Source organism: Sphingomonas sp. NY01 (assembly GCF_038809135.1).
GTDB lineage: Bacteria > Pseudomonadota > Alphaproteobacteria > Sphingomonadales > Sphingomonadaceae > Sphingomonas > Sphingomonas carotinifaciens.
This window is the reverse complement of sequence record NZ_CP101723.1, coordinates 237,537-258,760: the sequence shown is the minus strand read 5'-3', so window position 1 is coordinate 258,760 and position 21,224 is coordinate 237,537. Positions and strand designations below refer to the sequence as shown.

At 65.0% G+C, this 21,224-nt stretch carries 19 protein-coding genes; 10 read left to right on the top strand and 9 right to left on the bottom strand.

Features of this window, described 5'->3' with window-relative positions:
- Window positions 1–78: 78 nt before the first annotated feature.
- A complete protein-coding gene (locus NPJ82_RS17105) occupies window positions 79–2,265 on the top strand; it encodes an ATP-binding protein (RefSeq protein WP_342659135.1) in 2,187 nt (728 codons plus the stop codon).
- 42 nt (window positions 2,266–2,307) lie between these two features.
- Here NPJ82_RS17105 and NPJ82_RS17100 read toward each other — a convergent pair whose 3' ends face one another.
- Window positions 2,308–2,706 carry a helix-turn-helix domain-containing protein gene (locus tag NPJ82_RS17100; RefSeq protein WP_342659134.1) on the bottom strand — a complete coding sequence of 133 codons (399 nt, stop codon included), beginning with the start codon at window positions 2,704–2,706 and terminating at the stop codon, window positions 2,308–2,310.
- 61 nt (window positions 2,707–2,767) lie between these two features.
- On the opposite strand from NPJ82_RS17100, the gene NPJ82_RS17095 reads away from it, so the two are divergent.
- The 5 genes from NPJ82_RS17095 (at window position 2,768) to NPJ82_RS17075 (ending at window position 9,546) form a co-directional block, all read left to right on the top strand.
- Window positions 2,768–3,400, top strand: a complete 633-nt coding sequence (locus NPJ82_RS17095; protein ID WP_097065267.1) for a cation transporter — start codon at window positions 2,768–2,770, stop codon at window positions 3,398–3,400.
- Window positions 3,401–3,480: 80 nt separating this feature from the next.
- A complete protein-coding gene (locus NPJ82_RS17090) occupies window positions 3,481–3,813 on the top strand; it encodes a hypothetical protein (protein WP_184506615.1) in 333 nt (110 codons plus the stop codon).
- A 54-nt stretch (window positions 3,814–3,867) separates the two neighbouring features.
- Entirely contained in the window at window positions 3,868–5,130 is a 1,263-nt protein-coding gene (locus NPJ82_RS17085) for a TolC family protein (RefSeq protein ID WP_097065269.1), read from the top strand.
- Window positions 5,127–6,290, top strand: a complete 1,164-nt coding sequence (locus tag NPJ82_RS17080; protein WP_097065270.1) for an efflux RND transporter periplasmic adaptor subunit — start codon at window positions 5,127–5,129, stop codon at window positions 6,288–6,290. The genes NPJ82_RS17085 and NPJ82_RS17080 overlap by 4 nt, the downstream gene beginning before the upstream one ends.
- Window positions 6,291–6,294: 4 nt before the next feature.
- A complete protein-coding gene (locus tag NPJ82_RS17075) occupies window positions 6,295–9,546 on the top strand; it encodes a CusA/CzcA family heavy metal efflux RND transporter (RefSeq protein WP_342659133.1) in 3,252 nt (1,083 codons plus the stop codon).
- Between the two features lie 122 nt (window positions 9,547–9,668).
- On the opposite strand, the gene NPJ82_RS17070 is transcribed toward NPJ82_RS17075, so the two are convergent.
- Entirely contained in the window at window positions 9,669–9,806 is a 138-nt protein-coding gene (locus tag NPJ82_RS17070; protein ID WP_169716278.1) for a hypothetical protein, read from the bottom strand.
- A 98-nt stretch (window positions 9,807–9,904) separates the two neighbouring features.
- On the opposite strand from NPJ82_RS17070, the gene NPJ82_RS17065 reads away from it, so the two are divergent.
- Together NPJ82_RS17065 and NPJ82_RS17060 are read left to right on the top strand one after the other, a co-directional pair.
- Window positions 9,905–10,600, top strand: coding sequence for a hypothetical protein (locus NPJ82_RS17065; RefSeq protein ID WP_342659132.1), 696 nt, complete (start codon window positions 9,905–9,907; stop codon window positions 10,598–10,600).
- Window positions 10,601–10,683: 83 nt separating this feature from the next.
- Window positions 10,684–11,916, top strand: a complete 1,233-nt coding sequence (locus NPJ82_RS17060; RefSeq protein ID WP_144033635.1) for an XRE family transcriptional regulator — start codon at window positions 10,684–10,686, stop codon at window positions 11,914–11,916.
- Between the two features lie 180 nt (window positions 11,917–12,096).
- On the opposite strand, the gene NPJ82_RS17055 is transcribed toward NPJ82_RS17060, so the two are convergent.
- From NPJ82_RS17055 to NPJ82_RS17025, 7 genes are all read right to left on the bottom strand, one after another.
- Entirely contained in the window at window positions 12,097–13,158 is a 1,062-nt protein-coding gene (locus tag NPJ82_RS17055; protein WP_097065274.1) for a BsuBI/PstI family type II restriction endonuclease, read from the bottom strand.
- A complete protein-coding gene (locus tag NPJ82_RS17050; RefSeq protein WP_184506616.1) occupies window positions 13,155–14,927 on the bottom strand; it encodes an N-6 DNA methylase in 1,773 nt (590 codons plus the stop codon). The genes NPJ82_RS17055 and NPJ82_RS17050 overlap by 4 nt, the downstream gene beginning before the upstream one ends.
- Window positions 14,924–15,499: a recombinase family protein gene (locus NPJ82_RS17045; RefSeq protein ID WP_342659131.1), complete on the bottom strand. Its 576-nt coding sequence runs from the start codon at window positions 15,497–15,499 to the stop codon at window positions 14,924–14,926. The genes NPJ82_RS17050 and NPJ82_RS17045 overlap by 4 nt, the downstream gene beginning before the upstream one ends.
- A 134-nt stretch (window positions 15,500–15,633) precedes the next feature.
- Window positions 15,634–16,116 (bottom strand): cytochrome c, encoded by a 483-nt coding sequence (locus tag NPJ82_RS17040; protein ID WP_007406258.1) that lies wholly within the window; start codon window positions 16,114–16,116, stop codon window positions 15,634–15,636.
- Between the two features lie 14 nt (window positions 16,117–16,130).
- Window positions 16,131–17,366 (bottom strand): molybdopterin-dependent oxidoreductase, encoded by a 1,236-nt coding sequence (locus tag NPJ82_RS17035; protein WP_007406293.1) that lies wholly within the window; start codon window positions 17,364–17,366, stop codon window positions 16,131–16,133.
- An 89-nt stretch (window positions 17,367–17,455) separates the two neighbouring features.
- Complete coding sequence (locus tag NPJ82_RS17030) at window positions 17,456–18,607, bottom strand: TDT family transporter (RefSeq protein ID WP_007406242.1); 1,152 nt, start codon at window positions 18,605–18,607, stop codon at window positions 17,456–17,458.
- On the bottom strand, window positions 18,604–19,476 hold the full coding sequence (locus NPJ82_RS17025; RefSeq protein ID WP_007406272.1) for a LysR family transcriptional regulator: 873 nt from the start codon (window positions 19,474–19,476) through the stop codon (window positions 18,604–18,606). The genes NPJ82_RS17030 and NPJ82_RS17025 overlap by 4 nt, the downstream gene beginning before the upstream one ends.
- Before the next feature lie 146 nt (window positions 19,477–19,622).
- On the opposite strand from NPJ82_RS17025, the gene NPJ82_RS17020 reads away from it, so the two are divergent.
- Both NPJ82_RS17020 and NPJ82_RS17015 read left to right on the top strand, forming a co-directional pair.
- A complete protein-coding gene (locus NPJ82_RS17020; RefSeq protein WP_007406227.1) occupies window positions 19,623–20,690 on the top strand; it encodes a molybdopterin-dependent oxidoreductase in 1,068 nt (355 codons plus the stop codon).
- Window positions 20,687–21,199 carry an MgtC/SapB family protein gene (locus NPJ82_RS17015; RefSeq protein ID WP_007406274.1) on the top strand — a complete coding sequence of 171 codons (513 nt, stop codon included), beginning with the start codon at window positions 20,687–20,689 and terminating at the stop codon, window positions 21,197–21,199. The genes NPJ82_RS17020 and NPJ82_RS17015 overlap by 4 nt, the downstream gene beginning before the upstream one ends.
- The last annotated feature ends 25 nt before the right edge of the window (window positions 21,200–21,224 follow it).

Genomic DNA, 21,224 nt, shown 5'->3' with positions numbered 1-21,224 from the left:
CACCTTGCGGAAAAAGAATTGTTAGAACAGCGCTAGATCATCGACTTATGCGTTGAGGTTGGTCGGATTTAATCCGGCTTGTCCAAGCGAAACACCGACGCTTGCTCACGAAACGTGGTAAGATGCGATCGGAGAAACGTTTTGACAATCAACGACAGTCCGGCGCCGAGCCATAGTTCGATTGCTCAAACGGTCCTGATGGATGCCAGCGAACGGCTTGCCGATGCCGGATCGATGGACGAGGTCGTCGAGGTTCTCCGACAGACCGCGCGGGAGGCGATCGGGGCGGAGGGTATCGCCGTCGTCATCCGGGAGGACGATCGCTGCTTCTATGCCGCGGAGGATGCCGTCGGTCCGCTGTGGGCGGGCAACCGCTTCGACCTCGGCGTGTGCGTGTCCGGATGGGCGATGCAGCACCTCGAAACCGTCGCCATTCCCGATATCGGCAGCGACGATCGTGTTCCGCTCGAAACCTATAGGGGCACCTTCGTCCGCAGCCTGCTGATGGCGCCGATCGGCAAGCCAAATGCCATCGCAGCGCTCGGCGCCTATTGGTCAACCGTCCGCGACCATGATCCCGAAACGATCCGGCGTCTGGAAAGCCTTGCCCGCCTTGCCGCCATCGCGATCGACAAGGCGCGGCTGCTGCGAGCGGCGGAGGAGAGCAGCCGTCAGCGCGCGCTCATGCTGGCCGCCGGCAGAATGGGCATGTGGTCGTTCGATGCCGTGACCGGCGAGCTGGAGACTACGGCGACTTGCCGAACGAACTTCGGCCGCGATCCGGAATTGCCGTTCAGCTATGCCGATCTGCACGCCGCTATCCATGACGAGGACAAGGCGCGGGTGCTCGATGCCATCGACACCAGCCTGCGCACCGGCTGTGACTATGACATCGAATACCGGCTCGTGACTCCGTACGGCGACACGCGTTGGATCGGTATCAGGGGCCAGCCGGCTTACGGGACTGACGGAACGCCCGTGACGCTCGCCGGTCTGTCGATCGACATCACCGAACGCAAGCGGATGGAGGATGCGCTGCGCACCTCGGCCGCCACGCTGGAGCATCTGGTCGCCGAGCGGACCCGCGAATTGCTGGCGACGCAGGAGGCTCTGCGCCAATCCCAGAAGCTGGAGGCGATGGGCCAGCTCACCGGCGGGGTCGCGCACGACTTCAACAACCTGCTGACGCCGATCCTGGGCAGTCTCGATCTCCTGCAACGTCGCAAGGTGGGCGGCGAGCGCGAGCAGCGGTTGATCGACGGTGCCCTGCAATCGGCCGAGCGCGCGCGGACGCTGGTGCAGCGCTTGCTGGCCTTCGCCCGTCGCCAGCCCCTGAAGCCCGAGGCGACCGATACGTCCGCTCTGCTATCGGGCATGAGCGAGCTGGTCGCGACCACGGTCGGTCCGCGCATCGCCTTCGACCTGGATATCGCGGCTGATCTGCCCCTCGCGCTAGCGGACGCGAACCAGGTGGAGATGGCGATCCTAAACCTGACGGTAAACGCCAAGGACGCGATGCCCAACGGCGGACAACTCGTCCTGTCGGCGCGCTTGCAGAGCCCCGGGACCAACCACCCCGGGGTGGCAGAAGGCAACTATGTCGTCATCGCCGTCGCCGACACCGGAACCGGCATGAGCGAAGACACCCGCCTGCGCGCGATCGAACCGTTTTTCTCGACCAAGGGTGTCGGCAAGGGCACAGGCCTCGGATTGTCGATGGCGCACGGCCTCGTTTCGCAGCTCGGCGGCGCGCTGACGATCGAAAGCGTGGCGGACGAGGGCACCACGGTGAGCCTCTGGTTGCCGCTGAGCGGAGGCTTGGCGACCGTGCCCGGTACGATCGCGATGACGGAGCCGATGGTCGCAGGCGTGGCCGTCCTCGTCGACGACGAGGATATCGTGCGGGCCAGCACTGCGGATATGCTCGTCGAGATCGGCTTCGAGGTTATCGAGGCGCGTTCGGGCGCCGAGGCGTTGGCAGCACTCCGTCAAGCGCCGCATGTCGACATACTGGTCACCGATCACCTCATGCCCGAGATGACCGGTGTCGAGCTGGCACGCACCGTCCTCGCCGAGCGGCCGGGCCTGCCCGTGCTGGTCGTGTCGGGCTATTCGGACGCGATCGGCATCGAGGCGGGCTTTCCCCGGCTCGAGAAGCCGTTCCGACATGCCGATCTGGCTGCAAAGCTCGCGCGCCTTTTGTCGGCTTCCTCACCCGATCCGAACCATACCGCGCATCCGGTACGCTCGGCCGTCTCCGGATAATCCGCACCACCTCCCTTGTGGCCAGAGGTAAAACCAGACGCGTCACGCCGGCACGGATGTGATGGCTTCCATGACCCGGCAATCCGCGATCTTGCCACCTTCACAGGATCGTGTTGCCTCGCTTAGCGCGTCGCGAAGCGCGACAAGGCGGGTGATCCGGTCCTCCACGCTGGCAAGGTGACGGCGAGCGATTGCGCCCGCCTCATTGCAATCCTGATCGGGGTCAGCCGTTAAGGCGATCAGCGATCGGATCTCATCGACAGAAAAACCAAGCTCGCGGGCATGCCGGATAAAGGCGAGCTGGCGAACCTCCGCATCACCATAGGTCCGGCGCCCGCCTGCCGTGCGCGCAGCCTCCGGCATCAAGCCGATATCTTCGTAGAAACGGATCGTGTTGACCTTGGTCCCGGTCCGCTTCGCTATGTCGCCAATCATCAACACCTTGCGGTCCCTGCGTTTTTGCGCTTGCTCCTACAGTGACTGTAGATCGTAACGGAGCGGGATGAGCGCAAGCGAATCCTCTACGTGCGGCTGCACGGGCGATACGAAACGTGCGGAGCGCGACCCTGCTTATCGTCGTGCCCTATGGATCGTCGTCCTCCTGAACCTCGGCTTCGGGCTGATCGAAATCGTCGGTGGATTCATCGCCGATAGTCAGGCGCTCAAAGCCGATGCCCTCGACTTCATCGGCGACGGCACGATCTCATTGTTCGGCCTCATCGCGCTGGGCTGGACTGCGGCAGCCCGCTCAAGGGTCGCTCTCGCCCAAGGCTTGTTCCTCGGAACATTAGGTCTGGGTGTCATCGGCTTTGCCATGTGGCGCGCGATGAACGCCGTAGCACCCGACGCCGATCTGATGGGCGGCATCGGGATCGTCGCCCTTATCGTCAACGTCACCGCGGCGCTCGTCCTGTCGCGGTTTCGCGAAGGCGACGCCAATGTACGGGCCATCTGGCTGTTCAGCCGAAACGATGCTGTCGCCAACATCGCCGTCATCATTGCCGCCGGCCTGGTGGCGTGGACCGGAAAGGTATGGCCCGACCTCGCGGTCGCCGGCGTCATCGCGATCCTGTTCCTGCACTCCGCTTGGGAGATTACCCGAGGTGCGTTGGCAGAAATGGGTGGCCGCTCATGAAGGCCGAAAGCAACGCTAGCCGGGTAGCGTCTGATGATCGCGGGTTACGCCATTCTCGTGGAATGATAAGGAGCAAGCTCATGCGCAAGCTGCTGCCCTTTCTCGCCTGTCTGATGCTGGTCCTGACCGGCTGGGCGGGCATGGCGCAGGCTACGGAAAGCGTCGGGTGCATCGAGACCTCTCAGGTCAATACAATCATGCACATGGCTGGTGACTGCGACGAGGTGCCGGCGGATGCGGACAAGGGCTATCCTCATCATCACACCGTCTGTCACGGCCACCATGTCGCCGCACCGGCTGAGCATAGTGTCGACGTCGCCCTGATCGACAATTGGGCCGAATTTGCGAGCCACAAGGCTCCGCTCTGGCTTGCTCATCAAAGCGATCCGGCGCTTCGACCACCACAGGCCTGACGACGCACCGGGCGCCTTCCGGCGCCTGAGACTGGTTCGTCAGGAGCATTTACAATGAAGCGCATGATAGCGGCCGTGCTGGTCGCGACAGCCTGTGCGTCGAGCAACTCGGCACAGGCACAGGACACGGAGGCGTCGGCACCGCCGCTGACCCTTGATGAAGCACTTACCGCGGCCGGCGCGGTATCGCCGGCGGTCGAGGTTTCCCGATCGGGCATTCAGGCGGCGCAAGCGCAACGCTCGATCGCCGGATTGCGGCCTAATCCGTCGCTCGACGCGATGAGCGAGAACGTCGCCGGCACCGGTATCTATAAGGGACTGCGCTCGGCCGAAACGACGGTCGGCGTATCCTTGCCGCTCGAACTCGGCGGCAAGCGGTCGGCGCGCGTCGCGGTCGCCAATGCGCAACTCGACCGCGCTTCGCTCGAAGCGGCGATCATTCAGGCCGATCTCCGGTTGCGGGTCACGCAGGCCTATAACGATGCCGCGGCGTCGCAACGCAGGGTAGTCACCGCCCGCGAACAGGTCGGGATCGCAAACGAGGTGCTGCGTGCAGCGCGGGTCCGCGTTGCAGCCGGCCGCGCCTCACCGCTCGAAGAGCAGCGCGCTGACGTAGCTCGGCTGAATGCGGAAGGGGCGGCCGAGCGCGCGGAGCGATCCGCCCAAGTGGCGCTCGGCAATCTTGCCCGGCTGATCGGGCGCGGCGCCAGCTCGCTGGATACAGCCTGGTTCGCCCGGATCGAAGGCGCAGGGCCACGGTTGCCGGTGCGCAGTGAAGGCACGCTGACGGCCGCGGCGGTGCAGGCCGATCTCACCACGGCGACGGCGCAGGTCCGCCTTGCCCGAAGCCAGAGGATTCCCGACGTAACGATCAGCGCGTCCGCACGCAGGCTGGAGATGACCAACGATACGGCCGCGGTGTTCGGCGTGTCGGTGCCGTTGCCGCTGTTCAACAATGGCCGCGCGGCCGTTGATCTGGCTTCTGCCCAACGCACCCAGGCGGACGCCCAGCGCCGCCTCGCGCTGCTCGATGCGGAACAGGCCATCGCCTCGGCGCAGGGGGACGTAGCGAATGCGGCGACGACAGCCCGCAATGCGACCGGACCGACGCTTGCCGCGGCGCAGGAAGCCGCCCGGATCGCGCGTATCGGCTACCGCGAGGGCAAGTTCGGTCAGTTGGACCTCCTTGAGGCCGAACGCACGCTTGCCGACACCCGAACGGCCGCGATCGACGCGCTGGCCGCTTATCATGACGCACAGGCCCGGCTGGAACGGCTCGCCGCCCCGGCGCCTACCGATGCGAAGGACGCACGATGAAAATCAATCATGCGCGGACCCTGCTGTCCGCCTTGCTTCCGCTGGCGCTCGTTGCGTGCGGCGGGGCCGAGAAGAAGACCGACGACATGGCCGGTATGGAGGGCATGGAGAAGGGTGAGGGGGCCGAGAAGAAGGCGGATAAGGATGCGGTGACGCTCACGGCGCGGCAGATCGCCGATGCCGGCATTGAAGTCGCCCGCCCGACCGTGGGCGGGGTCGCCGGCGCGATCGAGTTGCCCGCGCTCGTCCAAGGCGATCCCCAAGGCGTCCAGGTCGTCTCCGCAACCATCGGCGGTCGCTTGGTCGCGCTCACGCGCAACCTTGGCCAGCCTGTCCGGCAGGGTGACCCGCTGGCGGTGATCGAGAGCCGCGAGGCCGCTTCGCTGAAGGCGGAAGTCGAGGCCGCTCGCGCCCGCGCCGCATTGGCGCAGTCGAATCTTCGGCGCGAACAGCGTCTGTTTGCCGAGCGTGTTTCGCCCGAACAAGACCTGGTGGCGGCGCGGACCGCGGCGACGGAGGCGGCAATCGCGCTTCGGCTCGCGCAGCAACAGCTCGGTGCCACGGGAGGCGGTGGTGGTGCCCTCAACCGCATCGCCATGCGCTCGCCGATCTCAGGTCAGGTAATCGCCCGTCCGGCCGTTCTCGGCCAGACTGTCGACGCGAACGCCGAACTCTACCGGGTTGCGAACCTCTCGCGGGTGACGATCACCGCCTCGGTCTCGCCCGCGGATGCAGGCCGTATCCGGCCGGGTACGCGGGTTGAGGTAACCGCAGCCGGTCGTAGACAGGAAGGACGGGTGTCGTTCGTGTCCCCGGCGCTTGATGACAGCACGCGCCTCGTGCCTGTCATCGCCACGCTCGACAATGCGGGGAATACCTGGCGGGTGGGCGAGCCGGTGACGGCGAGCTTCATGCTGCCCGGGAGCGGCGATCGTAGCATCTCGGTTCCCTCCACCGCGGTGCAAAGCATCGAGAACCGCACCGTCGTTTTCGTCCGCACCCCGACCGGCTTCCACGCGACCCCGGTCACGGCAGGTCGCCGCAACGGCGATCAGGTCATCATCAGCTCCGGCCTCAATGGCCAGGAGCGGATCGCCACCACAAACTCGTTCACCCTGAAAGCCGAACTCGGCAAGGGTGGCGGGATGGACATGGACTGAGCCCATGATCTCCCGCCTTGTCACCTTCTCGGTCGAGCGGCGCTGGCTAGTCCTGCTGCTGACCCTTGTCGCCGCGCTCGCGGGCATCTTCGCCCTCCAGCGCCTCCCCATCGATGCCGTCCCGGACATCACCAACAACCAGGTGCAGGTAAACGTCCTCGCACCCTCGCTGTCGCCCGACCAGATCGAGCGGCAGGTCTCGTTCACGATCGAAACCTCGCTCAAGGGTATTCCGGGCCTTGCCTATACCCGGTCGCTCAACCGCAACGGCTTTGCCCAGATCACGGCCGTCTTTACCGACGCGACCGACATCTACTTCGCCCGCCAACAGGTCGCCGAGCGGATGCGGATGGCCGAGGAACGACTACCGCAGGGCGTCATGCCCGAGATGGGTCCGATCGCGACCGGTCTCGGCGACATCTTCATGTGGACCGTCGAGTTTCAAGAACTCAACCGCGTGAAGCATCGCGATGGCGAACCCGGCCTCCAGCGTGACGGCAGCTACATCACCCCCGAGGGCGAACACCTCGTCAGCGAACGCGACAAGGCGACCTACCTCCACACCGTTCAGGAGTGGATCGTGTCGCCGCAGCTCCGCGGCACCGAAGGCGTCGCCGGCGTGGACTCGCTGGGCGGGTTCGACCGTGAGTACCTGGTCATCCCGGACCTCCAGCGGCTCGCATTGATGCGGCTGACCGTCCAGGACCTCGCTACCGCGCTCGAGCGCAGCAACACCAGCATCGGCGCAGGCACGGTCGATCGTAACGGCGAAGGCCTGTTCGTCCGCTCGGACGCGCGGGTGCGCACTGCGGACGAGCTGTCACGCACCGTCGTCGCGAGCCGCGAGGGCGTGCCGATCGTGCTCAATCAGGTGGCGACCGTGAAGGCTGGGCAAGGCATCCGCACCGGCTCGGCATCCGAGAACGGTCACGAAGTCGTCGTTGGCACAGCCGTGATGCGCATCGGCGAAAACAGCCGCACCGTCGCGACCGATGTCGGCGAACGGCTTCAGGCCATCGGCCGATCGCTGCCGACCGATGTCGTGGTCAAGCCGGTGCTCGATCGTACCAAACTCGTGAACTCCACGATCGCGACGGTTGCCCGCAACCTCGCCGAAGGCGCGGTGCTGGTCATCGTGGTGCTGTTCGTGCTGCTCGGCAATTTCCGGGCGGCGCTGATCGCCGCGATGGTGATCCCGATCACGATGCTGCTCACCGCCATGGGGATGCTGCGTGCCGGCGTCTCGGCCAATCTGATGAGCCTCGGCGCGCTCGACTTCGGTTTGATCGTCGATGGTGCGGTCATCATCGTAGAGAACGCGCTGCGCCACCTCGGCACGCGCCAGCACGAAACCGGGGGTGTCCTCCCACTCAAGGAACGCCTCGCCATCGTGGCGGCGTCCGCCCGCGAGATGATCCGGCCATCGGTCTATGGGCAGGCGATCATCATCCTCGTCTACGCACCGTTGCTCACCTTTAGCGGCGTGGAGGGCAAGATGTTCGAGCCGATGGCGCTCACCGTCATCATCGCGCTCGTCTTTGCCTTCGTGCTGTCCCTGACCTTCGTTCCGGCGGCCATCGCCGCCTTCCTCGCCGGCAAGGTCGAGGAGAAGGAAAGCCGGATCGTGGTTTGGCTCAAGCGCCGCTACGAACCCGGCCTCAATGCCGCCATGCGGCGTCCGAGCGTCACCATCGGCGGGGCGCTTGCCGGCGTCTTGGTGGCGGCACTCGCTTTCACGACGCTGGGTCAGGAGTTCCTGCCGCAGCTCGATGAGGGCGACATCCTCGTCCAAGCCTGGCGACCGCCCGGCACGTCGGTCGAGCAGAGCCAGCGTATGCAGTTCGCGGTCGAGAAGACGATCAGTCGTGAGCCCGAAGTGCAATATGCCTTCTCGCGGACGGGCACGTCCGAGATCGCCAGCGATCCGATGCCGCCCAATGCGACCGACACGTTTGTGATGCTGAAACCTCGCCAAGAATGGCCCGATCCGAGCCTACCCAAGGAGGAGCTGGTTGAGCGCATCGAGAAAAAGGTCTCGACCATCCCGGGGAACGGTTATGAGATTACCCAGCCGATCCAGATGCGCTTCAATGAACTTGTGGCCGGCGTGCGCGGCGATATCGCGGTCAAGGTGTTCGGCGACGACTTTGCCAGCATGAATGCGACCGCAGTCCAGATCGCGGACGTGATGCGCAAGGTGCCTGGTGCAGCGGATGTCCGGGTGGAGCAGACCGAAGGACTGCCGCTTCTCGACATTCGTCCCAACCGGGACGCGATGGCGCGGGTCGGTGTTTCTGCCGGCGACGTCCAGGATGTCGTTGCGGCAACCGTAGGTGGCAAGCAGGCTGGCGTGATCTTCGAAGGCGACGCCCGCTTCCCGGTCGTGATCCGTCTCAGCGAGACGGCACGAGCCGATTTGCAGACCCTTGGGCAGATTCCGGTGCCCACCGCGAGCGGATCGTTCGTGCCGCTCGCCAGCGTTGCGGACATCGGTCTCGGCGACGGGCCAAACCAGATCAGCCGGGAGAACGGCAAGCGGCGTGTCGTGGTTCAGGCCAATGTGCGTGGCCGGGACGTTGCAGGGGTCGTCGAGGAGGCGCAGGCCAAGATAGCGCAACAGGTCGCGTTGCCGGCCGGCACCTATCTGACCTGGGGCGGCCAGTTCGAGAACCTAGCCAGCGCCCGGGCACGCCTGACGATCGTGGTGCCGATATGCTTCGCCGTCATCATGCTGCTGCTTTACGGTGCGCTCGGATCGGTGCGCGACGCGTCCCTGGTCTTCACCGGCGTGCCGCTGGCGTTGGTCGGCGGTATCCTCGCGCTCGTACTTCGCGGTCTGCCGTTCTCGATCTCTGCCGCAGTCGGGTTCATCGCGCTGTCTGGTGTGGCAGTGCTCAACGGGCTGGTGATGGTGTCCTCCATCCACGACCTGATGCGGGAAGGGATGGATCGGGCGCGCGCCGCCCGCGAGGGAGCACTGCTCCGATTGCGGCCCGTCGCTATGACCGCGCTCGTCGCCAGTCTCGGCTTCGTGCCGATGGCGCTCGGCCACGGGGCGGGCGCCGAGGTCCAGAAGCCGCTCGCCACGGTGGTGATCGGGGGACTTATCTCAGCGACCCTGCTCACCTTGTTCGTTCTGCCGACGCTATACGCGCGGTTCGGTTCGATGGTCACGGCGTCGCAACACACCGAGACACACAACAAACAGGAGACGCTTATGGCGCGTGACTACGAGGATCAATCACCCCTGCATTGATGATGCAGGGGTATCCGTCATCCATCAATCCTCATCTTAATATCGTTTCTTGGACGCTCGGCTGGATCGGCTGGAAACCGATCCCATGACATGGGGACCGATTACCAACCGGCCCCCATCGATCACTTTTTCTTCTTGTCCGGGCGCTGGGACAATGCCGACCCCGCGGCCGTTTTTGAATCCTTGCCCGTGCGACCATCGCGCAGGACGTTCGATGCGGCTTTGCCCGCCTTCGCGCTGGTGTGTTCGTTCTTGGCCATGACCAATACTCCTCACGGGCGCGATGTTTTTCGACACCCTCATTGCATAACGCGAATTTATGGGTATGGTTTCCGTCATAGCGATGAGGAACGTCAGATTGATCGACATCCGGAAGGCCATCCTTGCAGCCCTAAAAAAGGAACTGCTGCTCGATCTTGAAGATCAGCTTCGCGCTGCCGCACTGGAAGCGTCCAGGGCAGGCGCGGCTTTGCCGATGAACGCGAAACGGCGTCGTGAAGCTGAGGGGCAAATCCGCTTTCGCCTTCAGGAAGAGCGCTATGAGGAGGTGGTCCAGCAGCACGGCGGACACCTGCTTCCTGATGGAGTCATGTGGGGCACAGACCTGAAGGTGTTCCAGCCCTTTGCCCGCTTCCCCGGACCGGAGACGGCTATCATACTCGGGTTCGCCTCAATGCCTGAACCCCGCAAGATTCCACCCAAGAACCAGTCTCGCGCGGCAGGCGTCACACTGAACGTCTCGCTGCAAGCCAGTCTGTTCGACGGTGACGATTGCCCGAAGGCGACCGACATTTTCGTGCTGTTCCTCACTGCTCGTGACCGCCGGCAGGCAGGCATGATCGAGGAAATCGCGATCGGGGTGATCGGAGCGGACTACAAGGATTTCATCTTCTACGCATCCCTGGACGATTTCATTCAGGGCTACGAGAGCGAGCCGGCCCGGCCGGGTGGACCGGACGGAATCGATGGTGGTGCCAAGGTGAAACTGCGACCGACCCGCAAGCGATTCATGCCGCCCGAGCAACAGCCCGATACCGAGGTGGGCGAAGCATAACCGGTCAGACTGGCGTTTTTAGTAACAAGTACAGCGTTTGCTCCGCATCCTTCTTGGGTGCGGAGCCATAGGGACTCGAACATATGCGTATCGGCACCCCCGGGTTCATTCCTGCAAGGCTTACCGAAGCACGCGAGGCGCGGCGCATTCCGTCAAAGGCCGCGCTTGCGCGTCGTCTGGGTATGAGCGCCACCACCACCTCCCGATGGGAAGATGAAACGTCGGGCCAGACTCCCGATAATGCGACACTGATCCGTCTTGCCGGTGAACTGGGTGTACGCCCCGAATATTTTCTGCGTCCGCCCTTCCACAGCGATCGGCCTACCTTCCTTCGATCGCTGGCGAGCACGCTGGTGCGCGATCTGGATTTCCAGAAGGCGCAGATGCACTGGTTGCAGGAAATCAGTTTTGTCATCGGGCATTACGTTGATCTGCCCGAGGTGGACATTCCCGACGTGCTTGATGGCGCAAGCTATACCCAGTTGCGCGACGAGGATATCGAGGAAATCGCGCTTCGGCTTCGGCGTCACTGGCAGCTGGGTGAAGGACCATGCGGCGACGTTGTTGCGATCATGGAACGGATCGGCATCGTGGTTGCAGCCATCCCCATGAACACGACCAAGCTTGATGGACTATGCAGCTGGTCCCCGATCGATGGCCGTCCGCATGTCCTGCTGGCGACGGACAAGATGTCATTCCCACGGCGTCAGATGGATGCAGCGCATGAACTTGCCCACGCCGTCCTTCATCAGGCCGTGCCGGCAGAGGAGTTTCAGGTCAATCTGCGGTCTATAGAGCAGCAGGCATTCCGTCTGGGCAGCGCATTGCTGATGCCTTCGACAACATATCCCAAGGATGTGCGTCATGCGTCGCTGGCGATGCTCGTCAGCCTGAAAGAGCGGTGGCGGGTTTCGGTCAAGGCCCAGATAAAGCGGCTGTCTGATCTGGAAATTATCCCTGAGGAGTTTTCCCGACAGCTCTACAAGCTTTATTCGGCGAAGGGGTGGTCGAAGGGCGAACCGCTCGACCAGCATTGGCCGATACAGCCCCCGCGGGCGCTGCGGGACAGCCTGAACCTGATTGTTGAAAACAACGTCCGCAGCAAGGCGGACCTGCTTGCTACCGAATTTACGATCTCCAGCACTGACGTCGAAGAGCTGTGCGGTTTGCCGCCGGGCTGGTTTGACCGGGATGCTGCGGAGGTGGTTTCGCTCAAGAGGCATCCCGCGGACGGGCCGGGCGTGCACTATGACGATGCCGAAGTGATCGCTTTCCCGGACCGGCGCCCTCATCCCTGGTCGGGCCGATCATCGTAGCGGTTGGAAACGCTATCCGCCGATCGGCATCAGCCGCACACCTCCCATCACGCTCCAAAAATTCAGGAGACGCTGATTGGCGATCTCAACGTGGGTCGGGCCTCGCGAAACATGGGTGAAAACTGCTCAACCTCATGCTCGACCCAAAATCTGAAAATTTTCGCTTCTGCAGGCTTCCTTTCAAGGCCGCCCCTGCAGCCCTCCAGGGGCCTGACTGAACACCACCAGCCTCTCCGGCTCGGCTGCGAACCATGCGTAGCTACCCCATGCCAAGCTATCGACTGTCTTCTTGAATGGCCCAGCGCTGCGATCGAGGAACGCTGTCACGAACGCGACATGCTCGGCAGGAAAACCCGTCTCGGCGACCAACGCCTCCAACGCCTCCTTGCGACGTTCGCTGATCGGGCCATCGGTCGCAACCACCTCCACGAACACTAGTAACGGATGCGTTGGCCCGAGGTCGACGAGGATCGTGTCGGGCAGGTTTCGGTCTGCCTGGATGGCGAGACCGATCGACCGCGCCAGTTCGTCGTCGCGCGTGACCACCTTGTTACCACTTTCGCTGAGGAACAGGACGGCAGGATCGGCGAGGAAGGTGGGGGCGAACACCTCGACCACCGCCTTGGTAATCTCCGAACTGGGGCCAGGCTTCATCCGGCGCGTCTCACCGTTCGGGAAGGTGACCAACACCTGATCGGCGCTAACCCCGGCACCGCGACGAACGATCGCCAGCCGGGCGAGCGCGCCCTTGTTCAACGCCTCGCCCTGCCACGTCGCGATCTGGGCCTGCAGCGCTTCGCCGGCGAGGTCCGGGTCGAACAACGCGGCGAAACCCGCTTTCAGCGCATAGCGCGGCTTGCTCGACGTGGTGGCAAGGTCGGTGCGCTCGGTCACCGCGCCGATTGCCACCAGCCCCTCGCGCAACGTCTCGTCACGGATCGGCTCACGGGTATTGTCCTGATACCAGCGTCGCCCCTCGACCTGGCTCCCGGTGCGCAGCACGCCAGTCGCATAGCCAGTCCGGTACGCATCGTCGGTCCGCGCCGCCTGTTCATCGGTCATGCGATAGACGTGCTTGGGACCGAGATACGTCCCGCTGCCCTCAACCGCGTCGATATAGAGGGCGACGAACACCGTGCTCGCCGCCAGCATCCGGGTCAGATAGGCGCGATTGGGCGCCCCATCGGGGAAGATCTCCTGTAGCCGGGCATGAACCTCCTCACGGGTCAGCAGCGGCATCATGGTGCAACTTGCCCATAGAGGCGCGCCAGTTCATCCTCGATGGCGGCACCGCGGCGGACCAGCGCCTCCACCTTTTTCATCGCGGCAGGTGCGGGCAGGGGCAGCGCCTCCATCTCGAACGCCGATACCGCGACGCTACCGTTGATGCAGCGGAAGAGCTGGTCGACGATCGCGCTGTTCAGCACCGCCGCGACCGTCGCTGGCGATACCGCCGGTCGCGCACATGGCCTGACCATGTTCAGGTGGTTCTCGACCACCACGCCGCCATGTTGCGCGATGAAGTCCGCTGGCAGCTCGGCCGCAATCAGGCGACGCGCCTGCTCCTTCGCGGTGGTGCGCTGGACGAGGACGCACGCTTCCTCGACCAGCAGCCAGGCATCACCGCGCTCGATCTTGAAATAGGGCGCATGGTTGCGCTTCTCGGCTCGGAACGCGAAGTGCCCATTCGCCGACACGGCTTCAGCCCATATCAGCGGATGTGCCCCGCGCGCGGGGCGGAGCCGCATCTGGTCCTTGTAGCGATTCCACACCAGTGGCCCCGTCGAGACGCGATAACCCCAGTCGGCAAGCCGCGCCGGCATCGTCTCGGCTTTGGCGATCAGGGCGCTGTGCCGCGGCTCGCGCGGCGCGAGCCACGGTTGCGAGGCGGGGGAGGGCAGGCCGATCGTACCGTTGCGGATGACGCGGGCCTCGCGCTCGTTCGCGACCTCGACATAATGGACTTGAGCGCGGCCGGGCTTGGCTCCACGCTTGTAGGCCGCCAGCAACGTCTCCTGCAGCACGTCTTCGAACACACCGCGACGGGCATGGACGAAATCGATCGCGACAGGCGGCGCGTCCTTGGCGATCAGCTCGCGGAGCGCGGAATAGTAATGACCCGACAGGAAGCTGGTCGGCGTCAGATAGGCGATCGTCCCGCCCTTCTTCGTCCAGCGCACGGCGATGTCCGTGAATACACCATAGAGATTGGCGTGACCGTAAAGGCCGCGTGCGAACCGCTGACGCTGCTCAGGGGTGAGGGTGATGCGCCCATATGGGGGATTGCCGATCACCAGGTCGAAGCGAGCGCTGGGCACCTCCTCCAGCGTGTCGGCGACGCGCACAACGATTGGGGCTACACGGCCCGCGGCGGCAGCGACGTCCGCCAGCAGCAGTTCAATCGCATTCTGCCCAAAGCCCGCGGCATATGGGTCCAGCTCCAGCCCGGTCAGGCGGGTGCCGATCTGCCGCAGTACGATCGCCGGCTCGGCCGTGGGAAGCGCAGCGATCATTCGTTCGGCTGCAGGCAACAGGAACGCACCTCCGCCGCTCGCCGGATCGAGCACGCGCGCACGGGTCCAGTCGATCCCTTGTTCCTCGGCCATATCGAGCAACCGGTTCGCCAGTGCCGGCGGAGTGTAAAATGCTCCCATTGCCCCGCGCTCCCGTGCCGCGAGCAGGGTCGTGTAGAGGCCGGTCAGGAAATAAATCGCCTCGGCGATCGGCAACGGCGCGGCTTCACGCCCGACCACTGCAGCCAGCTCAGCGACCGCGCGATCGAGCCGGCCATAGGGCGCGGCGAACGGTGGACTAAGGATCGCATGGGGTCGAGCTTCGACGCGATAGGTGTCGATCGCAGCGCGCGTGAACAGCGCTGCCATGTCCCGGCGTCGTGGTTCGGGCAGCGTCTCCGCCCAGGCCCGCGCGAGCTGGCGGGCGCGGGCAAGTTCGTTGCGTTGCGCATCGAGGTCTGCTGGCAGATCGCGGAGTAGGGCAGGGGCAAGGCTCATGCTATGGCCGATCGGTTGCGATGATCGCGAAGCACGCGCTGCACGGTTGATCGCGAGACGCGGAACAAGCTGGCGAGCTGCGCCGGTGATCCCTGGCCGGATTCAGCCTTAGCGACGATTTCGGCGCGCTGCTGCCGGGTGAGGCTTGGCCGGCGACCCAACAGACGTCCAGCCTGGCGCGCGTGTGCCAGGCCGCTCATGGTGCGCTCGCGGATCATGGCGCGCTCGAACTCGGCAAAGGCACCCAACGTCTGTGCCATCAATCGTCCAGCCGCCGTGGTGGTGTCTACGGCCTCGGTCAGCGACCGGAAGCCCGCACTGGCCATCGCAACCTCTTCCAGAGTGAACAGGAGGTCGCGTAGCGAGCGGGACAGGCGATCGAGCTTCCACACTACCAGTACATCGCCCGACTGCAGGCTTCGGATCGCGCGCGCCAGCTCGGGCCGATCGGTCTGCCCCCCCGAGGCTTCCTCGCGAAGGATCGGATCGCACCCCGCCGCAGCGAGCGCAGCGACTTGGACATCGAGGTCTTGGTGATCGCCGCGGGACACCCGCGCATAGCCAATTTGCATACGCGCGTTCTGACACGGGATTCTGACACCTGTAAACCCGCGCAAATGCGTGAGTCAGCCGGTGGTGTCAGAACCGGACGGCTCCGACACCGTCCCGATTGAGATGGTATTTCGGGATTATGGAAGTAGATCGGTTAGCCGGTTCCACCTGAGACATCAGGAGCCACTTTGGGGTCCGGGTCCTGCGCCTTGCCGGTCGCGGGTGCCACCTTCTGGCTCGGCATAGCGGTGAGATAAGCAACGATCGCATCGACGTCCTTCTCGGCCACTGGCGCCTTATACACCTCACGCATCTTGGTGACGGTCGCCTTCCACTGATCCGCCGATAGCGCAGGCTGGGTCAGCGCCATGCTGGCTGAGTGGCACGAGGTGCAATTGGCATTGATGACGTCGGCGTGCGGACCGTCGGGGTAGGTCGCGTCGTCGGCCGGCAGGTCGACGCTGGTCGAGGCAAGCGAGAAGCCGCGCGCTGACACGCTGGCGGCCGGTGCCGGCTCAGACATCTCGGAGATCGGAACGGGCGCCTTGCGGCTGCTCGGCGCGCCGATCGAGACGAGGATGATGCCGGTCAGGCCGATCAGGCCAGCAGCCATCATGCCGGGAGACGGAGTCTTCATGATTTGCTCGCTCCTCAGGCCGCGATGATGGTGGTGGTTTCAATGTTGCCGCGCATGAACCCGCCGGGATTCCAGATCGGCTTCATCGGCTGAGCGACACCGTTGGTGTTCCAGCAGCGCACCATGATGGGGTTAGGCCCGCGTCTCAGCGGCACCCGCCCGTCCCAGCGCCGGAAGCTGTACCTGCCCTCGTCCGCTCCGAGCGTCGTCCTGTACCAGGTGCGGCCACCGTCCGACGACACATCGACCTTGGCGACGCCGCAATCGCCGCCCATTGCGATGCCGCCGACCGGGATCGACGCTTCATAGGCGATCGCCTGACCATCGGGCAGGCTGGTCATCCAGCTACGCGGGATCATGCGATTGATCGGTACGGTCGGGAAGTCCTTGGCACCGGGCGCGACATTCGCGCCGGGTGTCGCGGGGATCTTGTAGGCCTTGGCCATCCAATACTGGTCGTCAGGGCCGGGCAGTACCTCGATCGCGTTCAGCATCTTGACCCAATAGGTCGAGTACCAGCCCGGCACGATCAGCCGGCAGGGAAAGCCGTTGAGGAGCGGCAGTTGCTCGCCGTTCATGCCGAAGGCGATCATGACCTCGCCGTCGCGGGCATGGTCGATGTCGAGTGCCTTCTCGAAGTCAGGAGCGCCCGCCACGACCGGCTGATCGAGAGCGCCGAAGCGCACCTGCACCGCGCCTGCCTTGACCCCGGCGAGGTCGAGCACGTCGCGCAGGCGAACGCCGAGCCACTTGGCGTTGCCCATCGCGCCATTGCCCCATTGCGCGCCGGCGACGCGCGGCTGGAACAGCCCGCGGCTGTTGCCCGAGCACTGGTTCACCGCCGCCATCTCGACCCGTGGAAGGCGCAGCAGCTGAGCGAGGCTGATCGACAGCGGCCGATTGACGTGGCCGAAGACGTTGAGGCGGAAACTTTCGACGTCGATCGAGGTCGGTATGTCGGCCCAGTGCCAGCGGACGAAGAACTGGTCGTTGGGCGTGAACACCGACTTGTCGAAGACCTCCATCGGCGTCTCCAGCAAGGGTGGATGGACGCGCTGGAGGATCATGCTGCCCTTGCCGGGAAAGGCGCTGGTCATCGGCCGCTCGGCATTGCCGCCGGGCAGCTTCAGGTCGACGAGCTGCTGCGCCAGTGCCGGCGCGGCGGCAAGGCCGGCGGTGCCGAGCGCGGCATGGCTGAGGAAGCGGCGACGGCTGGTCTCACTCGCCAGCCCGGCGTCGAAATTGTCCATGACAAGGCTCTCCTGTGGCCAGTCACGCTGGCGGATCGAAGGGGCATTCTGCAAGTGATCGGACCGACTGATCCGATCATCATGGCGGATCAGTTCGGGGTGGCGATGCAGGGCGAGACGAACAGGTTGCCCCGCCATGCACCGGCTAGCGTCTTGGCACCGACCAGCAGCCACATCGCCGCGAGCGCAACCGTCAGCACCGTGCCGACGATACCGAAAAACATAAGGTTCAGCGTCGTGCCGAGGCGGAAGGTGGCGACGGTGTAGACGCCGAGCGGGAAGGTGTAGCCCCACCAGCCGAGGTTGAACGGCACGCCCGCGCGCCAGTAGCGGATGGTGATAAGCGTCGCGAGCGCCAGCCACCACAGGCCGAAACCCCAAAGGCAGAGCCCGGCGACAACGCCGATCCCCTGCGCGACGGTGCCGACGCCGGCTAGCCCGTGCGCGGTGAGGATCGCCGGCGCATCCGCGCCGAGCACCAGCATGCCCAGAGCACCCGTGCCGATCGGCCCCAGCGCCAGCCAGGAAGATGCCGCCATGCTTTCATGCGGCAACTTGTGGAGTGCCATGCGCAGGATGAGGATGGCGAGGATGCCAAACGCGACCGGCACCGAATAGGCCCACAGCACATAGGAGGTCGCGAGCGTCACTATCTGCGCGTGGGGATCGGTTAGATGCGGCGCGAGCAGCCCGCCGCTGGCGCCCGCCACTTCGGCAGCGACGACCGGCAGCAGCCATACGGCGGTCATGCCGTCCAGGCTGTGCTCGTGGCGGGTAAACATCAGGTAGGGGATCAGCACGCCGCAGGCGAGCGACATGGCGACGTCGATCCACCACAGGATATGCGCGACCGGCACGATGCCATTTCCGAACCGCGCGATGCCGAAGGCGAGACAGCCGTTGATGATCGTCGCCAGCCCCATCGGAATGGTCCCGATGAACATCGACACGGTGTTGTGCCCGAAGATGCGCCGCGCCTCGTGCCCGAACATCACCCAGCGCGCGCCATAGAGGCCGGCGAACAGCGCGAAGAGCGCGATATTGAAGAACCACAACACCTCGCCGACAGGTTTAAGCGAAGGCCCGATGCCGGGCACCTGCGGCAGCGCGAGGGCAAGGATGCCCGTGCCCATCGTCGCGGCGAACCAGTTGGGCGTGAACTGGCGGATCATCTCGCGGGGGTGATCGAGCCGGCTGAGCGGCTTGAGGCCGCTGAGAACGGAGTGCGTGTCGGCAGTCATGCGACCTGCTCCTTGATGAGATCCGTCAGCGCGTCGGCCGCGCGGGTGCGATAGCGTTCCTTGTGGCGCAGCGCGTGAAAGGCGCGGTCGGGCAGCCCGAGCGGCAGCTCGACGAGATCGCCAGCCTTGAGCGCGCGCGCGACGACCAATCGCGACAAGACGGCAACGCCGGCACCGGCCTCAACGGCGGTGCGCACCGCCTCGTTGGACGGCAGCGTCATCGCTATCGTTAGCTGGGCCGGATCAAACCCGCGCGTTCGCAGCACGTCCTCGAAAGTCGAGCGCGTACCCGATCCCTGCTCACGGACGATCCAGCGTGTAGTGCGCAGCCAGGCCTCGTCGATGCGTTCGGCTTCCTCGCGGCCGACCAGCACCATTGGGTCATGCCCGACATTCCAGTGGGCAAGCGCCGGTTCGTCCACCTCGCCCTCGACAAAGCCGAGTTCCGCCGCGCCGCTCAACACCTGCGCTGCCGCGCCTTCGGTGTTGTCGATCGCCAGCTCGACCGCGATCTGTGGGTGGCGTTCGTGGAAGGCGGCGAGCTTTGCCGGCAACCAATAGCTCGCGATCGTCTGGCTGGCGACGATCCGCAACGAACCACGCGCGAGCCCGGCATAGTCCGCGAGCATCGTCTCGGCATGCGCTGCCCGCCCCAGCACCGCGCGCGCTTCCTCCAGAAAGCCGCGGCCTGCCTCGGTAAGCTGGATGCCACGCCCGACGCGGTGGAACAGCGGAACGCCGTAGCGCGCTTCGAGGGCCGCAACCGCCCCGGAGGCAGCAGACTGCGTGACGTTCAGCGCCTCCGCTGCCTTGGTGACGTGTTCGCGCTCCGCGACACCGACGAATATTCTGAGCTGCTCCAAAGTCATGCAGCATATATCGCGTACTTAGATCGATACGACCAACCGTTTGATATGGTCATTCCAATCTGGATATCGGAATGGTCGGCAGCCTTTCGTCTGCGATGGTCTCGAAGACTTGAAGCGTTACGCGTGCCCGCGACGTTTGATCGTCCATGACCGATATGATCGAGCGCAGTTCTGATCCCTACAATGCCGAGCCGACGCCCGGTGCGTTGATCGAGCGGTTTCTGACGCCGCAGGCGCTGTTCTACGTGCGCAGCCACGGGCCGGTGCCGGATCTGCCCGCCAATCATCGGATCGAGGTGAGCGGGAGGGGCATGGCGAGCCGCTTCTTCTCGGTGCAGGAACTGAAGAGCACGTTTGCCACGCGCACGGTAACGGCGGTTCTCCAGTGCGCCGGCAACCGGCGTACCGATCTCCAGCAGGTCGCCAACACCTCCGGCGATCCGTGGGACGTAGGCGCGATCGGCAATGCGGAGTGGACCGGCGTACGCTTGGCCGATGTGCTCGATGCGGTCGGCGCGCCGGATGCGTCCGAGCTGTTCGTGGCGTTCACCGGCGCGGACGAGGTGGACGTGGAGGGTGAAGAAGCCTTGTTCGGGGTATCGATCGCCATGAGCAAGGCGCGGGAGCCCGACGTACTCCTCGCCTGGGCGATGAATGGCGAGCCGCTGACGCCCGAACATGGCGCCCCGCTCCGCATGGTGGTGCCTGGCTATGCCGGGGTCCGCAGCGCCAAATGGCTGACACGGATCGAGGTGCGTGAAACGCCCTCCGAGGCACCGATCCAGGCGCACGACTACAAGCTCTTCCCCGCCGCTGTGACGAGCGACACCGTCGACTGGAGCCAGGGTCTGACGATCAATGCCATGCCGCTCAACGCCGCGATCTGCTCGCCCGGTGCGGGCGAGAGTTTGGCCGCCGGAGAGGTGCGGATTGAGGGATATGCCATTGCCTATGACCGCCGTATTTCTCGGATCGAAGTGTCGGTGAACGGCGGTCGCGACTGGCAACAGGCGACCTTCGCCGATGATCCGGAGACGCGCTGGGGCTGGCGGCGCTGGATCCTTGACGCCACACTTGCCAAGGGACGCCAGCACCTTGTCGCCCGTGCCTTCGACGAGACCGGGCAGGGACAGCCCGAGCGGCCGGATACGATGTGGAATTTCGCCGGCTATCTGTGCACCGCCTGGCATCACGTTCACGTGCTGGTCGAATGATCGAAGCATCAGCGGCACCGGACGTCGCTTTCTGGATCGATGCGATTGGCCGGCTGGTGGTGGCGACCGCGGCCGGGATGGTGCTCGGCTGGGAACGCTCGCGTGAGAACCGGCAGATCATGGGCCTGCGGACGCTGGGTCTGGTCGGTCTGGCGAGTTGCATCGCCGTTCAGGCGATCGTGCATAGTGGCTTGCCGAACGTGAACGCCGATGCCGCAGGACGGGCGATGCAGGGCATTCTGTCCGGCGTCGGCTTCATCGGTGCCGGTGCGGTGCTGCGGGTCGGCCAGGGTCAGGAAGTGCATGGATTGGCGACCGCCGCGTGCATCTGGGTGACAGCCACGATCGGCGCGGCAGCAGGGTTGGCGGTGTGGCCGCTCATCATCGGCGGGGTGAGCCTTGCAATGCTCGTCCTGTTCGTCGGCGCGCCGCTGGAACGCCGCATCCGCGAGCGAGCCCGTCTGACGCCGGCCGAGACCGACAGGAAGGATGTCGAGCGCAAGCCGTGATCGCGCTGGACCGCCCGGTGCCCGT

Bases quoted from the DNA above. Each gene is read 5' to 3' on its own strand.
- NPJ82_RS17090 (WP_184506615.1), top strand. From the start codon at position 3,481: ATGCGCAAGCTGCTGCCCTTTCTCGCCTGTCTGATGCTGGTCCTGACC.
- NPJ82_RS17035 (WP_007406293.1), bottom strand. From the start codon at position 17,366: ATGGACAATTTCGACGCCGGGCTGGCGAGTGAGACCAGCCGTCGCCGC.
- NPJ82_RS17055 (WP_097065274.1), bottom strand. From the start codon at position 13,158: ATGATGCCGCTGCTGACCCGTGAGGAGGTTCATGCCCGGCTACAGGAG.
- NPJ82_RS17020 (WP_007406227.1), top strand. From the start codon at position 19,623: ATGACCGATATGATCGAGCGCAGTTCTGATCCCTACAATGCCGAGCCG.
- NPJ82_RS17025 (WP_007406272.1), bottom strand. From the start codon at position 19,476: ATGACTTTGGAGCAGCTCAGAATATTCGTCGGTGTCGCGGAGCGCGAA.
- NPJ82_RS17060 (WP_144033635.1), top strand. From the start codon at position 10,684: ATGCGTATCGGCACCCCCGGGTTCATTCCTGCAAGGCTTACCGAAGCA.
- NPJ82_RS17030 (WP_007406242.1), bottom strand. From the start codon at position 18,607: ATGACTGCCGACACGCACTCCGTTCTCAGCGGCCTCAAGCCGCTCAGC.
- NPJ82_RS17080 (WP_097065270.1), top strand. From the start codon at position 5,127: ATGAAAATCAATCATGCGCGGACCCTGCTGTCCGCCTTGCTTCCGCTG.
- NPJ82_RS17050 (WP_184506616.1), bottom strand. From the start codon at position 14,927: ATGAGCCTTGCCCCTGCCCTACTCCGCGATCTGCCAGCAGACCTCGAT.
- NPJ82_RS17015 (WP_007406274.1), top strand. From the start codon at position 20,687: ATGATCGAAGCATCAGCGGCACCGGACGTCGCTTTCTGGATCGATGCG.
- NPJ82_RS17070 (WP_169716278.1), bottom strand. From the start codon at position 9,806: ATGGCCAAGAACGAACACACCAGCGCGAAGGCGGGCAAAGCCGCATCG.
- NPJ82_RS17075 (WP_342659133.1), top strand. From the start codon at position 6,295: ATGATCTCCCGCCTTGTCACCTTCTCGGTCGAGCGGCGCTGGCTAGTC.
- NPJ82_RS17040 (WP_007406258.1), bottom strand. From the start codon at position 16,116: ATGAAGACTCCGTCTCCCGGCATGATGGCTGCTGGCCTGATCGGCCTG.
- NPJ82_RS17095 (WP_097065267.1), top strand. From the start codon at position 2,768: ATGAGCGCAAGCGAATCCTCTACGTGCGGCTGCACGGGCGATACGAAA.
- NPJ82_RS17045 (WP_342659131.1), bottom strand. From the start codon at position 15,499: ATGCAAATTGGCTATGCGCGGGTGTCCCGCGGCGATCACCAAGACCTC.
- NPJ82_RS17085 (WP_097065269.1), top strand. From the start codon at position 3,868: ATGAAGCGCATGATAGCGGCCGTGCTGGTCGCGACAGCCTGTGCGTCG.